25 protein-coding genes are annotated in these 22184 nt (G+C 66.0%); 11 read left to right on the forward strand and 14 right to left on the reverse strand.

Annotated features, from left to right (window positions below; genetic code table 11):
• Positions 1-14: 14 nt before the first annotated feature.
• The 6 genes from BXA07_RS19570 to BXA07_RS19595 all read right to left on the reverse strand — a co-directional run bounded on the left by BXA07_RS19570 (position 15) and on the right by BXA07_RS19595 (position 5869).
• Positions 15-494, reverse strand: coding sequence for an META domain-containing protein (locus BXA07_RS19570; protein WP_083708408.1), 480 nt, complete (start codon positions 492-494; stop codon positions 15-17).
• Positions 495-579: 85 nt separating this feature from the next.
• Positions 580-1488, reverse strand: a complete 909-nt coding sequence (bla, locus tag BXA07_RS19575; RefSeq protein WP_076570077.1) for a subclass B3 metallo-beta-lactamase — start codon at positions 1486-1488, stop codon at positions 580-582.
• 65 nt (positions 1489-1553) lie between these two features.
• Positions 1554-2345, reverse strand: coding sequence for a hypothetical protein (locus tag BXA07_RS19580; RefSeq protein WP_139335662.1), 792 nt, complete (start codon positions 2343-2345; stop codon positions 1554-1556).
• A 65-nt stretch (positions 2346-2410) separates the two neighbouring features.
• On the reverse strand, positions 2411-3802 hold the full coding sequence (locus BXA07_RS19585) for an LLM class flavin-dependent oxidoreductase (protein ID WP_076570081.1): 1392 nt from the start codon (positions 3800-3802) through the stop codon (positions 2411-2413).
• A gap of 3 nt (positions 3803-3805) precedes the next feature.
• On the reverse strand, positions 3806-4633 hold the full coding sequence (locus tag BXA07_RS19590) for a MetQ/NlpA family ABC transporter substrate-binding protein (RefSeq protein ID WP_076570082.1): 828 nt from the start codon (positions 4631-4633) through the stop codon (positions 3806-3808).
• Positions 4634-4654: 21 nt separating this feature from the next.
• Positions 4655-5869, reverse strand: coding sequence for an acyl-CoA dehydrogenase family protein (locus BXA07_RS19595; protein ID WP_076570084.1), 1215 nt, complete (start codon positions 5867-5869; stop codon positions 4655-4657).
• A 255-nt stretch (positions 5870-6124) separates the two neighbouring features.
• Here BXA07_RS19595 and ssuE point away from each other — a divergent pair, with 255 nt between their 5' ends.
• The 5 genes from ssuE to BXA07_RS19620 all read left to right on the forward strand — a co-directional run bounded on the left by ssuE (position 6125) and on the right by BXA07_RS19620 (position 10601).
• Entirely contained in the window at positions 6125-6745 is a 621-nt protein-coding gene (ssuE, locus tag BXA07_RS19600) for an NADPH-dependent FMN reductase (protein WP_076570086.1), read from the forward strand.
• Positions 6746-6844: 99 nt separating this feature from the next.
• Entirely contained in the window at positions 6845-7774 is a 930-nt protein-coding gene (locus BXA07_RS19605; RefSeq protein WP_244556346.1) for a sulfonate ABC transporter substrate-binding protein, read from the forward strand.
• Between the two features lie 12 nt (positions 7775-7786).
• Positions 7787-8947: an FMNH2-dependent alkanesulfonate monooxygenase gene (gene ssuD, locus BXA07_RS19610; RefSeq protein ID WP_076570090.1), complete on the forward strand. Its 1161-nt coding sequence runs from the start codon at positions 7787-7789 to the stop codon at positions 8945-8947.
• A 1-nt stretch (position 8948) separates the two neighbouring features.
• Positions 8949-9740, forward strand: a complete 792-nt coding sequence (gene ssuC / locus BXA07_RS19615; protein WP_076570092.1) for an aliphatic sulfonate ABC transporter permease SsuC — start codon at positions 8949-8951, stop codon at positions 9738-9740.
• Between the two features lie 18 nt (positions 9741-9758).
• Positions 9759-10601, forward strand: coding sequence for an ATP-binding cassette domain-containing protein (locus tag BXA07_RS19620; RefSeq protein ID WP_076570094.1), 843 nt, complete (start codon positions 9759-9761; stop codon positions 10599-10601).
• Here the strand turns inward: BXA07_RS19620 and BXA07_RS19625 are convergent.
• The gene (locus tag BXA07_RS19625; RefSeq protein WP_076570095.1) at positions 10546-11247 is read right to left on the reverse strand and encodes an HAD-IA family hydrolase; all 702 of its coding nucleotides are present in this window, start codon (positions 11245-11247) and stop codon (positions 10546-10548) included. The two genes, BXA07_RS19620 and BXA07_RS19625, sit on opposite strands and share 56 nt — an antisense overlap.
• A 280-nt stretch (positions 11248-11527) precedes the next feature.
• Here BXA07_RS19625 and BXA07_RS19630 point away from each other — a divergent pair, with 280 nt between their 5' ends.
• Positions 11528-12091 (forward strand): PEP-CTERM sorting domain-containing protein, encoded by a 564-nt coding sequence (locus BXA07_RS19630; RefSeq protein ID WP_076570097.1) that lies wholly within the window; start codon positions 11528-11530, stop codon positions 12089-12091.
• A gap of 77 nt (positions 12092-12168) precedes the next feature.
• Here BXA07_RS19630 and BXA07_RS19635 read toward each other — a convergent pair whose 3' ends face one another.
• Positions 12169-12636 carry an META domain-containing protein gene (locus BXA07_RS19635; RefSeq protein WP_076570098.1) on the reverse strand — a complete coding sequence of 156 codons (468 nt, stop codon included), beginning with the start codon at positions 12634-12636 and terminating at the stop codon, positions 12169-12171.
• 151 nt (positions 12637-12787) lie between these two features.
• Between BXA07_RS19635 and BXA07_RS19640 the strand changes: the two genes are divergently transcribed.
• The 5 genes from BXA07_RS19640 (at position 12788) to BXA07_RS19660 (ending at position 17905) form a co-directional block, all read left to right on the forward strand.
• Positions 12788-13732 carry a hypothetical protein gene (locus BXA07_RS19640; protein ID WP_076570100.1) on the forward strand — a complete coding sequence of 315 codons (945 nt, stop codon included), beginning with the start codon at positions 12788-12790 and terminating at the stop codon, positions 13730-13732.
• A complete protein-coding gene (locus tag BXA07_RS19645) occupies positions 13729-15198 on the forward strand; it encodes a MocR-like pyridoxine biosynthesis transcription factor PdxR (protein WP_076570101.1) in 1470 nt (489 codons plus the stop codon). Before BXA07_RS19640 ends, BXA07_RS19645 begins: the two co-directional genes overlap by 4 nt.
• Before the next feature lie 179 nt (positions 15199-15377).
• Positions 15378-16514, forward strand: a complete 1137-nt coding sequence (locus tag BXA07_RS19650) for a benzoate/H(+) symporter BenE family transporter (protein ID WP_076570103.1) — start codon at positions 15378-15380, stop codon at positions 16512-16514.
• 84 nt (positions 16515-16598) lie between these two features.
• Positions 16599-17330 (forward strand): CPBP family intramembrane glutamic endopeptidase, encoded by a 732-nt coding sequence (locus BXA07_RS19655; RefSeq protein WP_076570104.1) that lies wholly within the window; start codon positions 16599-16601, stop codon positions 17328-17330.
• Positions 17331-17362: 32 nt separating this feature from the next.
• A complete protein-coding gene (locus BXA07_RS19660; RefSeq protein WP_076570106.1) occupies positions 17363-17905 on the forward strand; it encodes a gamma carbonic anhydrase family protein in 543 nt (180 codons plus the stop codon).
• Here BXA07_RS19660 and BXA07_RS19665 read toward each other — a convergent pair.
• The 6 genes from BXA07_RS19665 to BXA07_RS19690 all read right to left on the reverse strand — a co-directional run bounded on the left by BXA07_RS19665 (position 17878) and on the right by BXA07_RS19690 (position 22071).
• Positions 17878-18819, reverse strand: a complete 942-nt coding sequence (locus tag BXA07_RS19665; protein WP_076570107.1) for an acyl-CoA desaturase — start codon at positions 18817-18819, stop codon at positions 17878-17880. The genes BXA07_RS19660 and BXA07_RS19665 overlap by 28 nt on opposite strands.
• The gene (locus tag BXA07_RS19670) at positions 18819-19136 is read right to left on the reverse strand and encodes a DUF3144 domain-containing protein (protein ID WP_076570109.1); all 318 of its coding nucleotides are present in this window, start codon (positions 19134-19136) and stop codon (positions 18819-18821) included. The genes BXA07_RS19665 and BXA07_RS19670 overlap by 1 nt, the downstream gene beginning before the upstream one ends.
• Before the next feature lie 67 nt (positions 19137-19203).
• Complete coding sequence (locus BXA07_RS19675; protein ID WP_083708420.1) at positions 19204-19704, reverse strand: gluconokinase; 501 nt, start codon at positions 19702-19704, stop codon at positions 19204-19206.
• A 2-nt stretch (positions 19705-19706) separates the two neighbouring features.
• Positions 19707-20210, reverse strand: coding sequence for an outer membrane lipoprotein YfiB (locus tag BXA07_RS19680; RefSeq protein ID WP_076570111.1), 504 nt, complete (start codon positions 20208-20210; stop codon positions 19707-19709).
• Between the two features lie 17 nt (positions 20211-20227).
• The gene (locus BXA07_RS19685; RefSeq protein WP_076570112.1) at positions 20228-21499 is read right to left on the reverse strand and encodes a diguanylate cyclase DgcN/YfiN; all 1272 of its coding nucleotides are present in this window, start codon (positions 21497-21499) and stop codon (positions 20228-20230) included.
• Entirely contained in the window at positions 21496-22071 is a 576-nt protein-coding gene (locus BXA07_RS19690) for a regulatory sequestration protein YfiR (RefSeq protein ID WP_244556341.1), read from the reverse strand. The genes BXA07_RS19685 and BXA07_RS19690 overlap by 4 nt, the downstream gene beginning before the upstream one ends.
• Positions 22072-22184 lie beyond the last annotated feature (113 nt).

The raw sequence follows: 22184 nt of genomic DNA on the forward strand, positions 1-22184 counted from the left end.
GCTTTGCAAAAACCTTACTTCACCGTCAGCGCCTCATAGCGGGCCACGGGCACGCCATCCTTGAGCAGCAGCAGTTCCTGGTCCGCATAGCGGTAGCCGTTGACTTCGCCCAGCGTGGTCAGGAGTTCGCGTTCGAGGTCCATGTCCTGCGGCTGGCACATCATCATGGTGCCGGCCAGCTGCGAGAAGGCCAGGGTGCTGACGCCATCGCTGGTGTAGCCGCCCATCATCTGGTTGCAGCCGCTGTGGCCACTGGCGCGGCCGTCGGCCAGCAGCAGGGTCACTTCACGCTGTTCCGGCGCCTTGCGCACGACTTTCTTGCCCTTCAATTCCTTCAGCTTCCACTGCGTGCCCGCCAGCTTCGGCGCCGGCTTGGCAGGCGACGTGGCGCCTGGCGCGGCGGCGGCCGCGTCGCTGCGCACGGGCGTCTGCGCACAGCCGGCCGTGATGGCGACGATGGCGGCGAGGGGAATCAGTCTGGCGATATTGAACATGGCATTTCCTTCTTCAAATGAATGGCGCCAGATTAGCAGATCCGCGCCGCGCCAGCGTGCACGGTTGACAAGCGCTTTGCCAAGCTTACGGCTGCTTTTCCTGCTCCAGCCGTGCGTCGAGCAGGGTGCGCGCCGCCGCCGCGTAGGCGCGGCAGGCCTGCGGGTCGACGAAGGCTTCGCTGCCGGCCGTGGCGCTCGCTTCCAGGCGTTCCCATAATTGGGACGCTTCCGGGTGGGCCGAGATGAGCACGTCGCAGGGCAGCTTTTCCAGGGTCTCGAAGCTGTGGCGCAGGTCCGCCACCGCGTTCGGATACTCGCTGCTGGCGCTGAACCTGAAGCCGGGGCGCGAGACGGCGTTGAGGCTGTCCGCGTAGACCATGTTCAGGCAGCGGGGGCCGTCGCACGATTGCCACGTCCAGCTCAGGCCTCCGGGCGTGTGGCCCGGCGTGGCGTGCGCCGTCAGTCTGATCGGGCCGACATTGAACTGGCCGCCGTCGCGCGCCAGGCGCATGTCCTTCACGGGCGGGTACTTGGGCAGCGCATGGTATTGCGGATCGTCCGGTCCCACCTCGCCCGACGCCAGGTCCAGCGCGGCCGACGGGCTGGCGGCCACGAGCGCATTGCTGCGCTGCTGCAGTTCGGCCAGGCCGCCCGCATGGTCGATATGGCCATGCGAGTTGAGTATCAATTTGACATCTTCGATGCGGAAACCCAGCGCGCCGATATTGGCGATGATCTTGGGCGCCGACTCCGGCAAGCCGCCGTCGATCAGCACGTGGCCCTGCGGCGACGTGATGAGCACCGAACTGAGGCCTTTCACGCCTACATAATAGGTATTGCCGAAGATGCGGAACGGCGCCTGGTCCGCGTTCCAGGCGGTGCAGACGTCGCAGCCGGGCGTCGGCGGCGTGGCTGGCGCCTGCGCCAGCGAGCCGTGGCCGGCCAGCAGCAGGGGGAGAGCCAGGGCCAGAGCGCGTGGTGGTGTGAGGGGCATTGCAGTCCTTGTCCGTGTTGCCGGGGTGGCCTATGCTGACACGGAACGGGGCAGGACGCAAACGTTCACAAGGATGGGCGCGGCGCGCCGGCGGCATCCGGATACACCAGTTCGATCAGGGTATCGTCCGCATGGCGGGTGTCGCCGATCGGCGCGAGGAAGGACTTGCCGCCATTGTTTACCTGCAGCGCGATGCGCTGCCCGCCATCGAGCAGGGTGGCGCTGGCGATGGCCGGCTCGCTGCGCGTACCCATCTTGAGCTCCCTGGCGGAACACCAGTCCGTGGTGCGCAGCAAGGTGCCGACGAGGGTGCGTACCCAGAACGGGATCTCTTTCTTGGCGATGGCAATCGTCACCTGGCATTGCAGGCGCAGGTCGCCCAGGCGGCGCATGTTGGCGGGCACGCCGTCGCTGTGGACGGATGCCTGCCAGCGGTATTGTCCCTTTTTCTTGTTGGTGATCAGGTCCGCGTCCTCGCTGTCGGCCTTTGCGCTGCGTGGCAGCACAAAGCTGCCGTCGGCGGACAGGGGCAGCGCGATCGACGTTTCATTGCCGGCGATGCGCAAGGCCAGGTCCTGCATGGCGTCAGCGGGAGCGCCGCTGCTGGCGACCAGCTGGAAGCGCACTTCGCGCGCTTGCGGCGCCAGCGCATGATATTCATCAAAGGCGTCGAGACCGGCCGCCATCACGCGGTACGATTTGAGTTCCGGGTTGCGGATGCTGTTGATGTGGATGGACTGGCCGGCATCGGCCGGCGGATCGGCAGGCGCGTCCGCTTGCGCTGCGGCGTGGCTGGTGGCCAGGAGGGCGAAGAGCAAGGTCGAAGAGAGTGTGCCGCAAAAGGAAAGGAGGTGCACGTCGTCGCCCGCGTGTTTTTAATGTGACAAGCTAACATGATTGATAACGCTTGTCACTGGTGCCGTCATGCCGCCGCCAGCGCCTCCTCGCCGGGTTCGATGCTGACCTGGCGTCCCGCGTGATCTGCGGGCAGGCGCGGGCCCCGGCCAAACACCTTGTGGCGCAGGGTGCCTTCCTCGTAGCGGGTGCGGTAGCGGCCGCGCCGCTGCAGCTCCGGCACGATGTGGGCTACCACGTCGGCCATGCTGTCGTGCGCCACGGCGAAAGCCAGGTTAAAGCCGTCGATGCCCGTCTCGTCCAGCCAGCTTTCCAGCTGGTCGGCCACCTGGCGCGCATCGCCCACGAGCACGGGGCCGCGCCCGCCCAGGCCGATGTATTCGGCGGCCTCGCGCACCGTCCACGTGCGATTCGGGTCGGCCTGGCTGAACGAGGCCAGCGCCGAGCGCCCGGCCGGGGAATCGATGTAGTCGATGGTGGCGTCGAGCGGGTAGCGGCTGAAATCGACGCCCGTCCAGCCCGACAGCAGCACCAGCGCCGCCTCGATGTTGACGTGGCGCAGATAGTCGGCGTGTTTGGCGCGTGCCTCTGCTTCCGTGGCGCCCGTGATGACCAGCGCCTGCGCATAGATCAGCAGCGCGTCGCCATCGCGCCCGCTTTGCCGCACGGCGGCGCGCAAGTCGTCGGCGTAGCGCTTGACCACCGTCTTGCTGGGGCCACTGACAAAGGTCGCTTCCGCATGGCGCGCCGCAAAGCGCGTGCCGCGCGGCGAGGTGCCCGCCTGGTACAGCAGCGGCGTGCGCTGGGGCGACGGCTCGCACAAATGGATGCCGGGCACCCGGTAGTGGCGCCCGGCATGGTTGATCGGATGGACCTTGGCCGGATCGGCATAGATTGCGCGCGCCTTGTCGTTGACGACGGCGTCGTCGTCCCAGCTCTTTTCCCACAGCTTGTAGACGACTTCCAGGTACTCGTCGGCCAGGTCGTAGCGCTCGTCGTGGCCCAGTTGCTGGTTCAAGCCCAGGTTGCGCGCCGCGCTATCGAGGTAACCGGTGACGATATTCCAGCCCATGCGCCCGCCGGTCAGGTGGTCGAGGGTGGACATGCGCCGCGCGAACGTGTACGGGTGCTCGTAGGTGAGGGCGCAGGTGACGCCGAAACCCAGGTGCGTGGTGGCTTGCGCCATGATGGGCACGAGGGCCAGCGGGTCGTTCAGCGGCACCTGCACGCCGTGTTCCAGGGCCGCATCGAGGCTGCCCCGGTACACGTCATACACGCCCAGCACGTCGGCGAGGAATACCGCGTCGAACAGGCCCGCTTCCAGCAGGCGCGCCAGTTCCGTCCAGTGTCCGGGATCCGTGTAGCGGTGGCTGCGGTCGCGCGCGTGCGTCCACAGCCCCGGCGACTGGTGGCCCACGGTATTCATCTGGAAGGCGTTGAAGCGTATCGTCTTGGCCATGGCTTATTTGGCTGCCGTCTGCAAGGCTTGCTGGTAATCGGGTTTCGAGTAGCCGGCAAAGTGTTTATTGGTGATGTCGAGGAATTCGCGCGAGCGGTAGGCGGCGGCCAGGTCCCTGGCGAACTGCTTGTCCTTGTCGGCCGTGCGGATGGCCACCAGGTTGATGTAGTTGGGCGAAATTTTCTCGGCCACCAGCGCGTCCGTCAGTTTCAGCCCCGACGCCAGGGCGTAATTGCCGTTGATGAAGGAATAATCGGTGTCGCCCAGCGAGCGCGGCAGCTGCGCCGCTTCCAGCGGCAGCAGCTTGATTTTCTTCGTGTTGACGGCGATATCCTTTTCCGACGCGCGCACGGGGTCGAAATTGTCGCGCAGCTTGATCCATTTCAATTGGTCGAGCAGCACCAGCGCGCGCGCCTGGTTGGTCGGGTCGTTCGGCAAGCCCACGGTCGTGCCTTCCTTCACGTCGTCCAGCGTCTTGTGCTTCTTGCTGTAGATGGCAATCGGCGCCGTGGGTATCGTGATCAGGTCCGTCAGGGCCAGCTTGTGCTCGGCCGCGAATTTCTTCAGGTAGACGATGTGCTGGAACACGTTGGCGTCCAGCGAGCCCTCGGCCAGCGCGAAGTTGGGCTGGATGTAGTCGTTGAATTCCACCAGCTTGACCTTGTAGCCCTGTTTTTCCAGAATGGGCTTGATGCCCAGCTTGATCTGGTCCGCATACGGCCCGGCGCTGGTGCCGATGGTGATGTCTTTCGGGTCCTTGGCGTGGGCGAAGCTGGCCGTCAGGGCCAGGGTCAGGGCGGTGAGGACGATGCTGCGGCGGGCGATGGTCATGGTGGCTCCTTGGTGGGTAAATTATGAATACGCCGTCGGCTCGGGCACCGTGCCGGTCAAGGCAAAGCGTCCCAGGTCGCGCAGCTTGTAGTCGATGGGGTCGTGCAGGGTATGCACGCGCACGTTGCGCCAGTAGCGGTCAAAACCGTATTGGGCCGAGGTGGAACGGGCGCCCGTCAGCTCGAACATCTGGCTGCTGATCTCCAGTCCCGCCTTGTGCGCCAGGCATTTGGCTTCGGCCACGGCCACGGCCAGCAAGCCCCGTTCGCGCGCCGTCACCAGTGCGCCCTTGCGGAAGACCTTTTCCAGTTCCTGCGCCGCCGCGTCGGCCAGCACCTGCGCGGGACGCAGCAAGAGCCACAGCTGGCCATAGCGGTGCTGCACCAAAGGGTCATCCGTGGCTTGCGCCACGCCCGAGGCAAACCAGGCTTTCGCCTGCTCGTCCGTGTACTGGCGCGCCGCCTCGAAGGCGCCCTCGGCGATGCCCAGGTACAGATTGGCCATGATCAGCTGCGCGATCTGCGAACGCACGGTGGCTTGCGGCGTGGCCGCTTGCGCGGGCGCCTGCAGCACCAGTTCGCGCGGCAGGGCGACAGCCTGGAAATGCACATTGCCGCTGTCCGTCTGGCGCTGGCCAAAGGCGTCCCAGTCCGCCTGCACGCTCACGCCGTCCTGGCGCGTGGGCAGGGCGGCGATCAGCGCCGTCTGCGTGGGTGCATGCCAGGCGGAGACGGTCAGCCAGTCGGAACCGACGGAACCGGAAGAAAAGCTCTTGATGCCGTCGAGGAGGTAGCCGTCGCCGCTGTCGGTCGCCGTGACCCGTTTGTCGAGGGGATTCAGCGCATTACCCCAGAACAGGCGCTCGTCGACGGTGAGTGTGAGCAGGCGGCGCTGCTGCTGCGCGCTGCCGTACAGCTGCAGGCCCGCCAGTTGCAGGTGGTGGAAGCCGAAGACGTGCGCCAGCGCGCTGTCGGCCCGCGCCAGGATGCGGATCACCTGGTACACGAGGGGCCACGACGCGCCCTGGCCGCCGAATTCCACGGGAATCGACAAGGTCAGCAAGCCTGAATCGCGCAGCCATTCGCGTTCCTGCGCCGCATGGCCGCCGGCCTGGTCGCGGGCATTGGCCGTTGCGGCCAGGCGCGCGGCCAGCGACGTGGCGATGTGGATGGCGTCCTGCAGCGGTTCCGCTGCGGCCGGGGCAGGGCGGGAGGAATGGAGAAAAACGCTAGACATGGGTGATGTTCCGGAAAGACGATGACGCCGATATTGCACCGCCGGACGCGCGCCGTACACGAAGAAAACCGCGCATGGATATGCGAAAAAAGCCATGTAGGGATGAGCGCCTTCGCTTGCGGGGCGTCAGGCCCGGATAGACAAAAAACGCATATCGAAGCGCGAAAGCATTCGTTTTATCGGGCCGCTGATGGCGATAGGCTGCAAGCATCCAAGTAGCCAAATCACACCATCACGTACAGGGACGGGCATCACATGAGCATCTTGTTATTGGGCGGCAGCCCGCAACTCCCATCGAGTTCCAGCCGTTTGCTGTTGCATATCGGCGAGCAGCTCGCGCTGCAGGGCCACAGCTATGCTCAGCTGCATGTGCGCGACTTGCCGGCGCGCGCCTTGCTGCTGGCCGACTATGACGACGCGGCGATCGCCCGCGCCGTGCGCGCCGTGGCCGACGCCGACGCCATCGTGATCGCCACGCCCATCTACAAGGCGTCGTATACAGGCTTGCTGAAAGCCTTCCTCGACCTGCTGCCGCAGGACGGCCTGGCCGGCAAGCTGGTGCTGCCGCTGGCCACGGGCGGCGGCCACGCCCACACGCTGGCGCTCGACTATGCGCTGCGCCCCGTGCTCCATGCGCTGGGCGCCAAGCAGGTCTTTACCAGCATCTATGCGAATGCGCAGCAGCTGGCCTGGGACGAAGAGCGGGGCCTGAGCCTGGATGCGCCGATCGCCGCGCGCGTGCGGGCCGGGATCGAGGAGCTGTCCACCGGCCTGTTCGTGCTGCAGGGCCTGCGTCCGCCCGCGCCAGCCGATATCTCGTTACCCGTGCGTTCGCTGCAAGACCAGCCTTACGCCCCGCAATTTCAAGCCGCCTGATTATTCACCGACGAAGGAAGCACCATGACACACCGCCACGCACAACGCCTCTCGCGCCGTACCACCCTGGGCCTGCTGTTTGCCGCCGCTGCCGGCGTGATGGCGGCCGGCATGCCGGCCACGGCGCAGGCGCAGGCCAAGGGGGAGCTGCAGGTGCGCATTGGCTACCAAAAATACGGCACATTGACCTTGCTCAAAGGGCGCGGCACCCTGGAAAAACGCCTGGCCGAGCAGGGCGTGGGCGTGAAATGGACGGAATTTCCGGCCGGCCCCGTGCTGCTGGAAGGCTTGAATGTGGGCAGCATCGATTTCGGCACCGTGGGCGAGGCGCCGCCGATCTTTGCCCAGGCGGCCGGCGCCAACCTGGTGTACGTCGGCAATGAGCCGGCGTCGCCCGCCAGCGAAGCCATCGTCGTACCCAAGGGTTCCGGCCTGCGCACCCTGGCCGACTTGAAGGGCAAGAAAATCGCCCTGAACAAGGGTTCGAACGTGCATTACCTGCTGTTGAAGGCGCTGGAAAAGGCCGGCGTCGCGTACGCCGACATCCAGCCCGTGTTCCTGCCGCCGGCCGATGCGCGCGCCGCTTTCGAACGGGGCAGCGTGGATGCGTGGGCCATCTGGGACCCGTTCCTGGCGGCCGCCGAAAAGCAGCTGGGCGCCCGCGTGCTGGCCGACGGCAAGGGCCTGGTGGCGAACTACCAGTTCTACCTGGCCTCGCGCACGTATGCGGAAAAAAATCCCGAAATCCTGCGCATCGTGCTCGACGAAGTGGCCAAGGTCGATGACTGGGGCCGCAACAACCCGGACGAGGTGGCGGCGATCCTGTCGGCGCAGACGGGGCTGGGCAAGGATGTCGTGGCGCTGGCCGCCTCGCGTTATGCGTATGGCGTCAAGCCCGTGTCGCCCGACGTCATCGCCTCGCAGCAAAGGGTGGCCGATGCGTTTTCCGCTCTGAAGCTGATTCCGAAACCGATCATCGTCAAGGATGCGCTGCTGCCGGCGCGCCAGCTGGCCACCAGCGCAAAATAAGGAACAAATATCATGTCATTGAATGTCTTCTGGTTTATTCCTACCCACGGCGACAGCCGCTACCTGGGCACCTCGCAGGGCGCGCGTCCCGTCGATGCCGATTACTTGCGCCAGGTGGCCGTGGCCGCCGACACGCTGGGCTACGACGGCGTGCTGCTGCCGACGGGCCGCTCCTGCGAAGACGCGTGGGTGGTGGCGTCGTCCCTGATCAGCGTGACGCAAAAGCTCAAGTTCCTCGTGGCCGTGCGCCCCGGCCTGTCCACGCCCGGCCTGGCCGTGCGCATGGCGTCGACGTTCGACCGCCTGTCGAACGGGCGCCTGCTGATCAACGTCGTCACGGGCGGCGACCAGGGCGAACTGGAGGCGGACGGCCTGTTTGCCGACCATGCCAAGCGCTACGAGATTTCCGATGAATTCATCAAGGTGTGGCGCGCCACGCTGGCGGGCGAGGGCGGTGCGGCCGGCTACGATTTCGAGGGCAAGCATATCCAGGTGAAGGGCGCGAAAACCCTGTATCCGCCCGTGCAGAAACCGTATCCGCCCCTGTATTTCGGCGGCTCGTCCGAGCCCGCGCATGAACTGGCGGCCGAGCAGATGGACGTCTACCTGACGTGGGGCGAGCCACCTGCCGCAGTCGCCGAGAAAATCGCCGACATCCGCGCGCGCGCCGCAAAAAAAGGCCGCACGGTCCGGTTTGGCATCCGCTTGCACGTGATTGTGCGCGAGACCAACGAGGCGGCCTGGCGCGCGGCCGATGAACTGATCAGCCACCTGGACGACGACATCATCGCCAAGGCGCAGGCGGCGTTTTCCAAGATGGATTCCGTCGGCCAGCAACGGATGGCGGCCCTGCACGGCGGGCGGCGCGACAAGCTCGAAGTGTCGCCCAACCTGTGGGCCGGCGTGGGCCTGGTGCGCGGCGGCGCGGGCACGGCCCTGGTCGGCGACGGGCCGACCGTGGTGGCGCGCATGCAGGAATACGCGGACCTGGGCATCGACACCTTCATTTTCTCGGGCTACCCGCACCTGGAAGAGGCGTACCGCTTCGCCGAGCTGGTGTTCCCGCTGCTGGGCAAGGGCAAGGCCGCCGGCGAGCAGTCCTTGAGCGGCCCCTTCGGCGAAGTCATGGCCAGCAATATCGTGCCGGCCGCGCCGCAGAAGAAGGCTGCCTGAGATGGCGGCCAGCTCCTTGCAACGGGCGAGCGCCGCGCCTTGGCGCAATACCCTGGCGCCGTGGGCCTTGCCCGTGGCGCTGCTGCTGGCCTGGCAGCTGGCGGCCCAGTGGGGCTGGCTGTCGAGCCGTATCCTGCCCGAGCCGTGGGCCGTGGCGAAGGCCTTCTGGCATCTGGCCGTGTCGGGCGAACTGTGGCTGCACCTGAAGACGAGCTTGTGGCGCGCGACGGTCGGTTTCGCCGTGGGCGCGGGACTGGGCTTGCTGCTGGGCTTATTGACGGGCAGCTTCCGCCACGCGGAAACCCTGCTCGACACGACATTGCAAATGGTGCGCAACATCCCGGCCCTGGCCCTCATTCCGCTGGTGATCCTGTGGTTCGGCATCGACGAGACGGCGAAACTCTTCCTGCTGGCCGTCGGCGTGTTCTTTCCCGTCTACCTGAACACCTTCCACGGCATCCGCTCGGCCGACCAGGGCTTGATCGAGATGGCGAAAAGCTATGGTTTGTCCGGCTGGCCCTTGTACCGCGACGTGATCCTGCCGGCCGCCATGCCCTCCATCCTGGTCGGCGTGCGCTTTTCGCTGGGGCTCGTGTGGGTGCTGCTGATCGTCGCCGAAACCATCTCGGCGCAGGCCGGCATCGGCTACATGACCATGAATGCGCGCGAATTCTTGCAGACGGACGTCGTGCTGGTGGGGATTTTGCTGTACGCCTTGCTGGGCAAGCTGGCCGATCTGTTCTCGCGGGGCCTGGAACGCCACTGCCTGCGCTGGAATCCCGCCTACCGCTAACGAGGAAAGAAAAATACCATGCTGCTCGCCCCCATCCAGATCGAAACGGATTTTTTGTCGCATTTCGTGCAGTACGACCCCGCCGGCACGCCGCCGCAGGCGAAGGCGCCGCCGCCCGCTCCCTTGCAGCGGCGTGGCGTCCCCTTGGAACTGGCAAACCTGAGCAAATCCTACACCAGCCGTCCCGTGCTGAAAAACGTCGATTTGCAGCTCGAGGCGGGCGAATTTGTCGCCATCGTGGGACGCAGCGGCTGCGGCAAGAGCACCTTGCTGCGTTCGATCGCTGGACTGGAAAGCATCGATGAAGGCAGCGTCGCCATCGGCAGCGGTGTCGGCGCGCCCGACATCCGCATCATGTTCCAGGAATCGCGGCTGCTGCCGTGGAAGACGGTGCTCGATAACGTGGCCCTGGGCCTGCCCCGCTCCGTCGGGGCCGCCGCCGCCGCGCTGTGGACGGTGGGCCTGGCCGAGCGGGCGGACGACTGGCCGGCGGCCCTGTCGGGCGGGCAGAAACAGCGCGTGGCGCTGGCCCGCGCCCTCGTGCACGAGCCGCAACTGCTGCTGCTCGATGAACCCCTGGGCGCGCTCGATGCATTGACGCGCATCGAGATGCAGCAACTGATCGAGTCGCTGTGGCTGGCGCGCGGCTTTACGGCCGTGCTGGTGACGCACGACGTGGCCGAAGCCGTGGCGCTGGCCGACCGCGTGCTCTTGATCGAGGATGGCCAGATCGCGCTGGACGTGCGGGTGGACTTGCCGCGCCCGCGCCAGCGCGGCCATGGGGCCTTTGCGGCGCTGGAGCAGGCTATCTTGTCGCGCGTGCTGCAGGCGCAGGGGCCGGCAACTGCGCCAGCACGATGAAACCGTCGCCATCGACGGTCGCCACGAGGCCTTCGTAGCTGGCGATGGCCGGGTGGCGGGTGGCCAGCGGGTGCGCATGCGTGGCGGTGACCACCATGATTTTCGCGCCAGCCGCCTCGCCCGCCTCGATGCCGACCGACGCATCCTCGAAGACCAGGCAGTCCACGGGCGCCACGCCCAGCTTTTGCGCCGCCAGCAGGTAGCAATCGGGTTTTGGTTTACCTGCCTTGACGTCTTCCGCCGTCACCATGATGGCGGGAATCGGCATGCCGGCCGCCTTCAGGCGCGCTGTGGCCAACGCGCGGGGCGCCGAGGTGACAATGGCCCACTGCGCCGGCGGCAGCGACTGTAAAAAGCGCAGCGCGCCCGCGATTTCAATAATTCCTTCCACATCGATGATTTCCGCATCCGTGATGCCCTGCGATTCGCGCTGCGCGTCGACGCCGGGCAGGCGCAGTCTGGCGATGGTGTCGACCGAGCGCGCGCCGTGGATGGTGGGCAAAAACGCCGCCACGTCGAGTCCCTGGCGCTGCGCCCACGTGCCCCAGATGCGTTCGGCCGCGGCGATGGAATTGATGACGGTGCCGTCCATGTCGAACAGCAGCGCTCGGTAACTGCCTAGCTGAGGGTGCGGATTGGTGGACAAGATAGGCCTTCCATGCAAGAGCGGATGTTTATTGTATCCGGATAGCGTGCCGCGTGTACTTCTGCCACGGCACAGAAAATAAATTATTAAAAAGAAAAGAAAAATTAATAATTGCTGCTATGATCTGCTGGCCTTGTCTTTAATGCATTTTTTCCGTCGCACAATGTTATTGCTAAGGAGGGCGAGGCTGCTTCTCGCCGTTTTGTCGCCGGACAGACATGGATTAAGTCGGATCAGGCATACATCTTTCATCTTGCAGATCTTCGAATGGAGCTAAATCATGCTGAAAAAAATGTGCTGTACCGCCATCCTGGCATCCCTGTCGCTGGGGGCCCAGGCGCAGGAACATCAATACTTTAATTTTTTCTATACGGGTTTTGTCAACGATGGCGTGTTTAATCCCCATGTCACGTACGGCGGTTCATTTTCAGGACGCGACCTGAATAACGATGGCGTGCTCACGACAAATGAGTTGACCAGCATGGTGGTGCTCGACGTCAATTACACCAGATGCACGGCTGGACCGAATTGCACGCTGGAATTTTCGTTTGATTACAAGAATGGCTTGAGCATCGACGCCCATTATTATGATGATAATGCGCCATATTATGAAACTTGGAGCGAGAGAAACTTTAAGACTGGTGACTCGGTATTCCGCTATGCTGCGAATCGCGAAACGATTCCCTTCTCCCGCCTGGATAGTTTCAGCCCGCAAACCAAGTTGCAGGTTCTTTCAGCCGTGCCGGAGCCAGGTAGCTACGCGATGATGGGACTGGGCCTGGTGGCACTGGCCGCCATGTATCGCCGTCGCAAGCAGGCCATCCACCCCGGTTTGGCGGCTTGACCCCCTGACGTTGCTCGAACGGTAACAGGTGATGGCGCTGTACAGCGAGCAGGTGCTGAGCGCCATCATTATTCTTGCTACAAATATACGGATTCAAACCTGGCCACGGGCGCGCCATCCTTGAGCAGGATCAGCTCCTCTCCTTCGAGCCGGTAGCCCGTCACGCTGTTGAGGTTCGCCAGCACGGCGCTTTCCAGCTGCATCAACGGCGGCGGGCAGGCCATGCGCGTGCCGGCCAGCTGCGTGAAGCGCAGCGCCGTGCCAGCCAGCGTGTAGCCGCCCATCACGCGATTGCAGCCCGTAAAACCGGTGACCTTGCCATCGTCGCTGAGGGTGATGCGCACTTCGCGCTCCTGCCCGGGAACCATCGCCACCCTGGCGCCATCGAGCTGCGTCAGCTTCCAGTAGGTATTCGTCAGGCTGTACGTGGGCGTCAGGCCCGTGTCCGGCCTGGCGCTGTCGGACGTGGCGGCGCAGCCGGCGGCCAGGGCGATGGCGGCGGCGAGGGGCAGGTATTTGAGGTGATGCGTCAGGCGATGCGGCATGGTGATCTCCAGTGTCAAGGGTCATAGCCGCCAGACTAGCAGTTTTTCCGTGTCTGCCCGCGTACCGCAGCGGCGAATGTTTCCATTTTGCCAGTCCTGGCATTAAACTCAAGTTTTATGCCTTTTTATCCTGTCACGGGGAGCCGAAGCGATGCCGCAAGTCCAACTGCTCAATAACCGGCTGGTCGCCACCAGCGACGACGACGTGCTGGTGGACCACATCGTGCCCGGCGCGCCGCTGGTCATCGCCTTCGGCTTCGTTTCGTGGACCACGCGTCCCGCCTTTGATTTTTTCGGTCGCCTGAAAAAGCTGGAACAGGCCAGTGGACAGCATCTGAACAAAATCCTCGTGCGCGATTCGGCCAATGCCTGGTATCACCGGCGCATCGCTGGCCTGGGCGGCCATGTGGATGAAACGGCACAGGCCTTGGGCGATCTCGTGCGCCGCATCGCGCCAGGTGCCGTCACCACCCTGGGCCAGTCCATGGGCGCGTATGCGGCCGTCATGTATGGCTTGCTGCTCGACGTGCAGCAGATCGTTGCCTTCGGGCCGCTGTCCTTCCTTGACGTGGAGCAGGCGCGCCTGTACCACGAGCTGCGCTGGCTGCCCGTGATGGAGTCGCTGGCGCAGGACCCGCCACTGTCCGGCTATTACGACCTGGCCGCCCTGTGCCGCGCCAGGGCGGCGCAGCGCACGCACATGCATCTGGTATTTGGCACGCGGCCTGACGCGGCCCGGCCTGACGCGGCCGGCGTCGGCGAGTCGGTCAACCTCGACGCCATGCACGCGCAGCGCCTGGCCGCCTTCGGGCGCTGCACCCTGCATCCGTATCCCCAGTCGGGCCACGCGGTGGTGCAGCACCTGATCGACACGCGGCGCATCAATGGTCTACTGGCCAGCTGCATACTCGGCCTGACCCTGGCGCCGGAGGCGATGCCGGAGATCGGCGCCGCCTGGCAGGACTGGGTGGCGGAAAACCTGCGCCTGGGCTGCGCGGGCGAGCAACTGGTGGCGGTGCTGCAGCAGCACGGTTTTTCCCACGCCAGCAGCTTGGCCGCCGTGGCGACTGCCAGTGCTATCGCGAAGGCCACATGACGCCGCAGTTCGAACTCGACACCCTGAAGATACGCATCGCCGCGCCCGAACTGGCGGCGCTCGACTTGCGCGTGCGCGTGCAGCGCGCGCTGCGCCAGCTGATACTCGATGGCGTGCTCGCGCCCGGCCTGCGCCTGCCGGCCACGCGCGCGCTGGCGCAGTCGCTGGGCGTGTCGCGCGATACGGTGGAAATGGCGTATGCGCAGCTGCGCTTGGACGGCTATCTCCAGCGGCAGGCGGGATCGGGCAGCTTCGTGTCGGCGGCGGTCGGCGCGAGCTTGCTGGGCAAGCCCGCGACAACGCTGCAACCCTTGTCCGCGCAGCCGGTGGCCCTCAGCGCGCGCGGCGCGCAGATCCTGGCCAGCGGCGGCGTGGCCGACCAGCAGAGCGTGAAGGCGTTTGCCACGGGTTTGCCGGAAACGCGCGCGTTTCCGCTCGACGTGTGGGAGCGCTTGCGGCGCCAGGCCGCCGGCGAACACCATGTGCTGCTGCACGGCGACCCGCAAGGGGCCGAGCCGCTGCGCCAGGCCATCGCCGACTATGTGAACCTGGAGCGGGGCGCGCGGGCCACGGCCGGCCAGGTGCTGGTGCTGAGCAGCACGCGCCAGGCCCTGTACCTGTGCGCGCAGGTGCTGGCCGATGCGCATGGCCCCATCCTGATGGAAGATCCCGGCTATTTCGGCGCGCGCAAGGCCTTTGAGATGGCGCAATTGCGGGTGGTGCCCGTGCCTGTCGATGCGCACGGCTTGTCCATCGAGCACCTGCGCGCAGACCGCAGCGGCGCCAACACGATTTACGTCACGCCGTCGCATCAATACCCGACGGGCGCCACCCTGGCGCTGGAGCGCCGCCTGGAGCTCGTTGCGTGGGCAGCCGGGCGCCAGGGCTGGATCATCGAGGACGATTACGACAGCCAGTTTCACTATGCGGGCTTGCCGACGGCGTGCGTACAGGGGCTCGACACGCAACAGCGCACGATTTACCTGGGCACCTTCGCCAAGTCGCTGTATCCGGGGCTGCGCATCGGCTACATGGTGCTGCCGCCGGCCCTCGTCAAGCCGATGACGCATGCGCGCAGCATCCTCGATGGCCACACGCCGCAGCTGGACCAGCTGACACTGGCCCGTTTCATCGCCGACGGCCATTTCGCGGCCCATGTACGCGCCATGCGCAAGGTGTATGCGGTGCGCCGCGACGCGATGGCGCAGGCCGTGCAGCGGCATCTGCCGCACGTCGTCACGGCGCAGCTGCCGCCGGGCGGCTTGCAGCTGCCTTGTCTGCTGCACGAGGGCAGGGACGAGCTGCACACGCAACGGCTGGCGGCCCAGGCGGGCATCGTGCTGCCGGGCCTGAGCCGGCTGTACGCGACGCCGCCGGAGCGCGGCGGCTGGCTGCTGGGCTTTGCGGCGCTCACGCCGCACGAGATCGACAGCGGCATCGTCCGTCTGGCCCGCGCGCTGGGGTGATACGGTTCATGTGGTCTGCTACAAGTCTATGAATTGGACTGCTTGAGCAGTCCATTTTGACCTTACGATGCGTCCTTTCACTGGCAAGGGAGGACTTCCGCATGACGACAAGCGCAACAATCGCAAAAACAGCAGGCAGACCGGACAGGCTGTGCTGGCAAGACCTGGCATCCCCCACGATGGCGGCCTTCATCTCCGTCCTCGTCAACTATGGCGGCACCTTCGTGCTGGTGTTCCAGGCGGCCCAGCTGGCCCAGCTGAGCGCCGCGCAGACGGCGTCCTGGGTCTGGTCGCTGAGCATCGGCGTGGGCGTGACGGGCATCTGGCTCAGCTACCGCTACCGCGCGCCCATCATCACGGCCTGGTCCACGCCCGGCGTGGCTTTTCTCGCCACCGTCATGCCGCACACGCCGTATGCCGAGGTGATCGGCGCCTACATGGTGTCCGCGCTTGCCTTCATCTTGCTGGGCATGTCCGGCGCCTTCGAGCGCCTCGTGCGGCTGATTCCTGGTGGCATCGCCGCCGGCTTGCCGGCCGGCATCCTGCTGCAGTTTGGCGTGAATGCGTTCGGCGGCGCCAGCGCCGATCCCGTGCTGGTGGTGGTATTGCTGCTGTCGTACGCCGTGCTGCGCCGTTTCACGGCACGCTTTGCCGTGGTGGGCATCATGCTGATCGGCCTGGTCCTGCTGCTGGCGCAGGGGCGCATCGATGCGCAAGGCATCGAGCTGGCCCTGGCCGCGCCCGTGTTCCAGATGCCGCGCTTTTCCGTGGCGTCGCTGCTGGGCGTGGCGCTGCCGCTGTTCCTGATCACCCTGACGGGCCAGTACATGCCGGGCATGCTGGTGCTGCGCAATGACGGTTACCAGGTCAGCGCCAACCCCATCTTGACGGTGACGGGACTCGGTTCGCTGCTCATGGCGCCGTTCGGCGCGCACGCCTTCAACGTGGCCGCCATCACGGCCGCCATCTGCACGGGCAAGGACGCCCATGCGGACCCGTCGAAACGCTATGTCGCGGGGCTGGCCTGCGGCGTGCTGTACATCCTCGTGGGCATCTTTGGCGTTACCCTGGCCAGCCTGTTCATGGTCTTGCCGCGCAGCTTCATCACGGCGCTGGCGGGCCTGGCCCTGCTGGGCGCCATCGGCAACAGCCTGGCGCAGGCGATGGCGGATGTGCGCACGCGCGAGACGGCCCTGATCACCTTCCTCGCCACGGCGGCGAACGTGACCCTGCTGGGCGTGGGTGGCGCCCTGTGGGGACTGGCGGCGGGGCTGGCCGCGCATGGGCTGATCCACGGCTGGCGCAAGGCGGCATAGCCAGACCATTTGCCCGATTTGCCAGTCGCCGCATACAATTGCCAGCCTGTGCCCGTTGGCACCGTCCTTTTCCCGATATGAGCGATGGCCGACCTGACTTCCCTGGCGCAGTACCTGCTGGCGATTACGCCTGCCTTCCTCGTCTGCGCCGCCCTGCTGCTGGCCGTGCCCCGGGCTATCCCGCTGCTGCGCGTGCTCGTGCATATCCTGTTTTTCGTGCTGGCGCGCGACGCGATGACGGCGCACGGCTACTGGCAGGTGGCGGCGGGCGGCTTGCGCTTCACGGCGCCGCCGCCCGTCTTGCTGGCGCTGGGCGCCATGTCGCTGGCGCTGGTGGCAAGCACGTGCTGGCTGGAAAGCGAGGCGCGCCGCCAGATCCGCTGGTCCGGCACGCGTCCGGCCCTGTCCGTATTGCTGGGCGTGGCGGGCGCCTGCCTGATTGTCGGGTTGGCAACGGGCTTGAAAGCCCTGTTCGGCTTGCCTTCCTTGCCGCCCGTGGCGCCGTCCGCGCTGCCCTTGCTGCTGGGCTTTGCGCTGGCCGCCAACTGTTATGAGGAATTGCTGTTCCGCGGCTTGCTGCAGCAGCAATTGCGCGCCTGGTTGCCCGCCTGGCGCGCGGCGCTCGTGTCCGGCCTGCTGTTCGGCCTGTGCCACGCCTTCCTCGCCACCACCGTCACGCAGGTGGGCGCGCCCATCCTCGTGTTCACCGTGATCGAAGGCGTGGTGGCGGGACTGGTATATTGCCGTGCCGGCTTGCTGGGCGCGTCCCTGGCGCATGGCCTGGCGATTTTTGCGCTGGCGGCCGGCTGGGTGTGAATGTCTACTAATTAATGAAAAGCGAGAAAGCGATGCCTGTCAGTTCCTACCTGAATACCCGTCCCGTGCTGGGCGAAAGAGTCTACCTGCATGACACGGCGCAAGTGATCGGCGACGTGCAGATCGGCGACGACTGTTCCATCTGGTGCAACAGCGTGCTGCGCGGCGACGTCAACCGCATCGTCATCGGCGAGGGCAGCAATATCCAGGACTTTTCCATGGGCCACGTGTCGCACAGGAATGCGGCCAAGCCCGAAGGTTCGCCCTTGACCATCGGCAAGTACGTGACCATCGGCCATTCCGTGATCTTGCACGGCTGCACCATTGGCGACGAATGCCTGATCGGCATGGGCAGCATCGTCATGGATGACGTGGTGGTGGAGAAACACGTGATGCTGGGCGCAGGCAGCCTGGTATCGCCGGGCAAGGTGCTGGAAAGCGGCCACCTGTACGTGGGCCGTCCCGCCGCCAAGGTGCGCGCACTGACGGAGGCGGAAATCGCCTACTTGCGCTATTCGGCCGAGCACTATGTGCGCGTCAAGAACAATTACCTGGCCGGCGGCGACGACGCCTGACCGTCAGCGCGGTCAAGGCGGCGCAGTTCCGGCCGCGGCGCCAGGTCCTGCGGCAGGCGCAGGCCTGACACCAGGCCCAGGCGCTGTAACAGCAGCAGCGCCCACCAGCCCGGGTCCCATTCGCCCGGCAGCAGGCCCAGCCTGGCCGAGCCCGGATAGGCGTGGTGGTTGTTGTGCCAGCATTCGCCCATGGTCAGCAGCGACGTCAGGCGGATATTCCTGCCTTGCACGGCGGCGCCGTCGACATGAAAGTGCATGTGCCCGTGGTTGTGGGCAAAGTAGCCGATCAGCCAGTGGCCAAGCACGCCGGCGCTGACGCGCGCGCACACGCCCCAGCAGACAAAACCCCAGCCGCCCCAGGCGTAGCACAGCACGGCCCACGGCAGCTGCTGCAGCATCCAGGTTCTTTCCAGAAAACGGTAAAAGCGGTCGTGTGCGATGCGCGGCTCGACGGCGATCTGCGGCGCGTGGTCGAGGTCGAGGCGGCAAAATAGTTGCCACCAGGCATCGCGCCAGAAACCGGCGCCGTGGCGCAGGTAGGGGTGACAAGCGGGCAGGCGCTGGGCGTAGTCGCGCAGTTCGTGCTGGCGCAGCAGGCCCAGCGGGCCGCTGAGGCCCACCAGCACGCCCAGGTAGACGAGCAGGTATTCCAGCCATTGCGGGCATGCAAAGCTATCGTGGATCAGTTTGCGGTGGCTGCCCAGCGAGTGGCCGAACAGCAGGACGATGGCCGTGCCGGTCATAAACAGCAGCAGGCCGGTCCAGCTGAAGAAGAACAGGGCGCCGCTGACGGCGCCGGCCAGCATGGCCGTCAGCCACAGCGATGGCAAAGGCGCATGGCGTACCGCGCCATTGAGCACGCTGCCGGCGTGCGTGGCGCGGGCGCGGTGGCTGGCCAGGCCGGCCGTCGGCATCAGCCCTTGGGGGCCGACGACGGTTGCGTGTACTTGTCGAAGTTGGTGATGTAGTCGTTGAAGTTGTCGGTCAGCATGCGCTTGTACTGTTCCGTAAAGAAGGCCACGGCGCCTTCCTTTTCCTGTTGCATCTTCGCTACGTCGTTGCTCTTGCTGGCGACGAGAAAGGCGTTGAAGCGGGCGGCCGCGTACAGCAGCGAGGTGGCCACTTCATTGCCGCCGCTGTGCATGCATTGTTCATTGGCCAGGGCGATGACCTGGTCGGCGCGTTCCCAGAATTCCGGGCCCGGAGCTGGTTTTGTCGTTGGTGTGCTCATAAAAATCCCTCATGAAAGTGCGCGCCAGTCTACACAGGGGGCCGCGGGCTGTCCAGCCGCGCGCCGCTCAGGGCGCATGCAGGATCTGTTCCAGCAAAACGGGCAGCGGCTGGCGGATGTCGAGCACCATGCCGCTTTCGTCTGCCTGCAGGGGCTGCAGGGTGGCGAGCTGGCTGTCGAGCAGGCTGGGCGGCATGAAATGGCCGGGCCGTTGCATGCGCTGCGCCAGCACGGCGCGCGGCCCGTCCAGGTGGACAAAGCGCAGGGCCGGGTCGCCGCTGCGCAGCAGGTCGCGGTAGGCGCGCTTCAGGGCGGAGCAGGAGACGACCAGGCCGCTGCCCTGCGCGCGGGCCGTGGCGATCCGGTCGCGCAAGGCCGCCAGCCAGCCGGCACGGTCGGCGTCGTCGAGCGGGCTGCCGGCTGCCATCTTGGCCACGTTTGCGGGAGGATGCAGCTCGTCGCCTTCCACATAGGGCACGCCCAGCGCGTCGGCCAGCCGGCTGCCGACGGCGCTCTTGCCGCAGCCGGACACGCCCATCACGACCCAGCGCACGGCGGGCGCGCCCATGTTCACGGCGCCGTGACGATGACGGTGACGCGGCGGTTTTCCGCCTGGCCCGCCTTGGTGGCGTTCGAGGCGACGGGTTTGCTCATGCCCAGACCCTTGACGACGATATTGCCGCGTGGAATGCCGGCCACGCCCATCGCGTCGGCTACCACGTTGGCGCGCGCCAGCGACAGCTTGTTGTTCAGCACTTCGGCACCTTCGTTGTCCGTATGGCCTTCCACGCGCATGTGGGTGATGCCCACCTTCAGCAGGGCGGCGCTGATTTTCTGGATGGCGGCGCGGCTCGGCGCCGTCAGGCTGGAAGCACCGAAATCGAACAGCAGCTTGTCGGTAAAGCTCAGCTCCCAGCCATCCTCCGTTTGTACGAAGCCCTGCTCCGTCAGGGTGGCGATCTGTTCGGCATTGAACGGCGATTTCTTTTCCGGCGCGCTCTGGCAGGCTGCAAGCAGGCCCAGCATGAGCAGGCCGAGGAAGCCGAAGCGTAACTGCTTGTAGAGGAATTGCATGGTATTGCTCCTTGAGGTCAGGGGTGAAGGTGTGTCTGCGGTAGTCGCGCCACCTGGCGCGTGCCGCGCTGCGCCTGCTTGGCGCGGTACATGGCCTCGTCCGCCGCGCCCACCAGCGACACGGCGTCGATGGCGTGATCGGGGAAGACGGCCACGCCGATGGTCAGCGAACTGACGATGCTATTGCCTGTTGGTAACTCGATGGCTTGCGCCATGGCGGCGATGATGTTGTCGGCGATGTGCATGGCATCGCTGCTGTTGCGCAGGGGCTTGAGCAGGATGGCGAATTCGTCGCCGCCCAGGCGCGCCACCAGGTCGCCTTCGCGCAATTGCTGCTTGATGCGCGCGGCGATGGTGACCAGCACGCGGTCGCCCGAGGCGTGGCCAAAGGTGTCGTTGATGTACTTGAAACGGTCGCTGTCGAGGAAGAGCACGGCCACCTTGCCGTTGCCGATGCGCGCGTCGAGGATGGCGCGTTCCAGCTCCGCTTCCATGAAGGCGCGGTTCGACAGGCCCGTCAGGCTGTCGTGGTTGGCGCGGTGCGACAGCGAGGCGTTTTCCTTCTGCAAATGGCTTTGCCACGCTTCAAGCTCGTCGAGCAGGGCGTTGAAGTCGTCATTGATCTGGTTGAGTTCGGCGATCCCGGCGGCCGGCACGCGCAATTCGAACGAGCGGTCGCGCCGCACCCGGTGGGCCGTCTCCGCCAGGTGGCGCAGCGGCGCCGTGATATCGGTCTCCATGCGGCGCGACAGGCGCACGGCGACGATCAGGCTCAGCGCCAGGCACGCCAGCAGGCAGCTGAGGCCGCTCAAGAGGAAGGGCAGCAGGCTGCGGCTGTGCGGCACCAGCTTGATGCTGCCGATCACTTTTTCATCATGCGTGATGGGGAAGGTCAGGGAATCGGGCAGCATCCAGCCCGTCAAGGTGCGCTCGATCAGGTAGCGGGTGCCGTGTTCGCCCCGCTCCCAGCGGGCCAGCACCTGGCCATCCTTGCTGTTGACTTGCGCCTGGTCGATATCTTCATTGATGCCGATCAAGGCCATGGCTTCCTTGGCGGCCATGGGGTCGCCGAAGACGACGGCCGCTTCCACCGTATAGCTCATCGAACGGGCCACCAGGCGCAGATTCTGCTCAGAATACACGCGCAGGGCCAGCAGCGCCACGGCCGTCAACGTCAGGCCGGCCGCCAGCACGGCGATCAGCGACACGCTCAGGTGGGCGCGCCGCAGCACGCTGTCGAGCGTGGGCCGGGGTTTGCTGGCCGCTTTGGCATGGTTCCGGCTGCTCATGGCTGGGGTCCCTTGCGACGTGCGATCTGCAAGGCGTTCGGATGCACGCGCAGGCCGCTGCGGGCGATGGCGTCGAGGTTGACGTCAAAGCCGATCTGCGCTTCGGTGAGGCGCAGGCAGAACATGGTGCCCACGCTGCAAGCCGCGCCCGGCTCGGCGACCGACAGGATGGGCTTGCCGATGATCTGCGCCAGCAGGTGTTCGCGTTCGCCATCGGACAGGCTGCCCATGTAGACGACGTCGCATTCGCTGGCGGCCACGCTGGCCGGCTGGGCCTTGACGCGGATGCGCTGGCCCGTGCTGGAGCCGGGCGTATCGACGATGGCCGCGCCGTAGCGGGGCGCGCCGAGCATGCAGACGCGCACTTCGGGGCGCGCCACGGGCCAGCGCACATAACTGACGATGCCGAACAGGACCTGGGCCACTTCGGCCGGCCGCCTGGCGTCCGCCGTCGCGCCCGCTTGCGCCCATGCCGCGGGCGGCGTCAGCTGGAGCAAGGCGATCGCCAGCAGCACGGCAGCGAGCAGTGCCGGCGGCGCGATGCGCTGCCGGTGGCAGGGGGAGGAGGGCACGGCGTCGAGTGTCTTTATTCAGGTCAGGGAGCTGTTCAAATGAAGTTTCTTCCATGCAGACTGTACGGAACTGCGTGGAGAAAGTAAATCACAGCGCTACATATAACCTTGCA

The sequence above is a fragment of the Janthinobacterium sp. TND4EL3 genome, from assembly GCF_900156175.1.
In the GTDB taxonomy this organism is placed as follows: Bacteria; Pseudomonadota; Gammaproteobacteria; order Burkholderiales; family Burkholderiaceae_D; genus Janthinobacterium.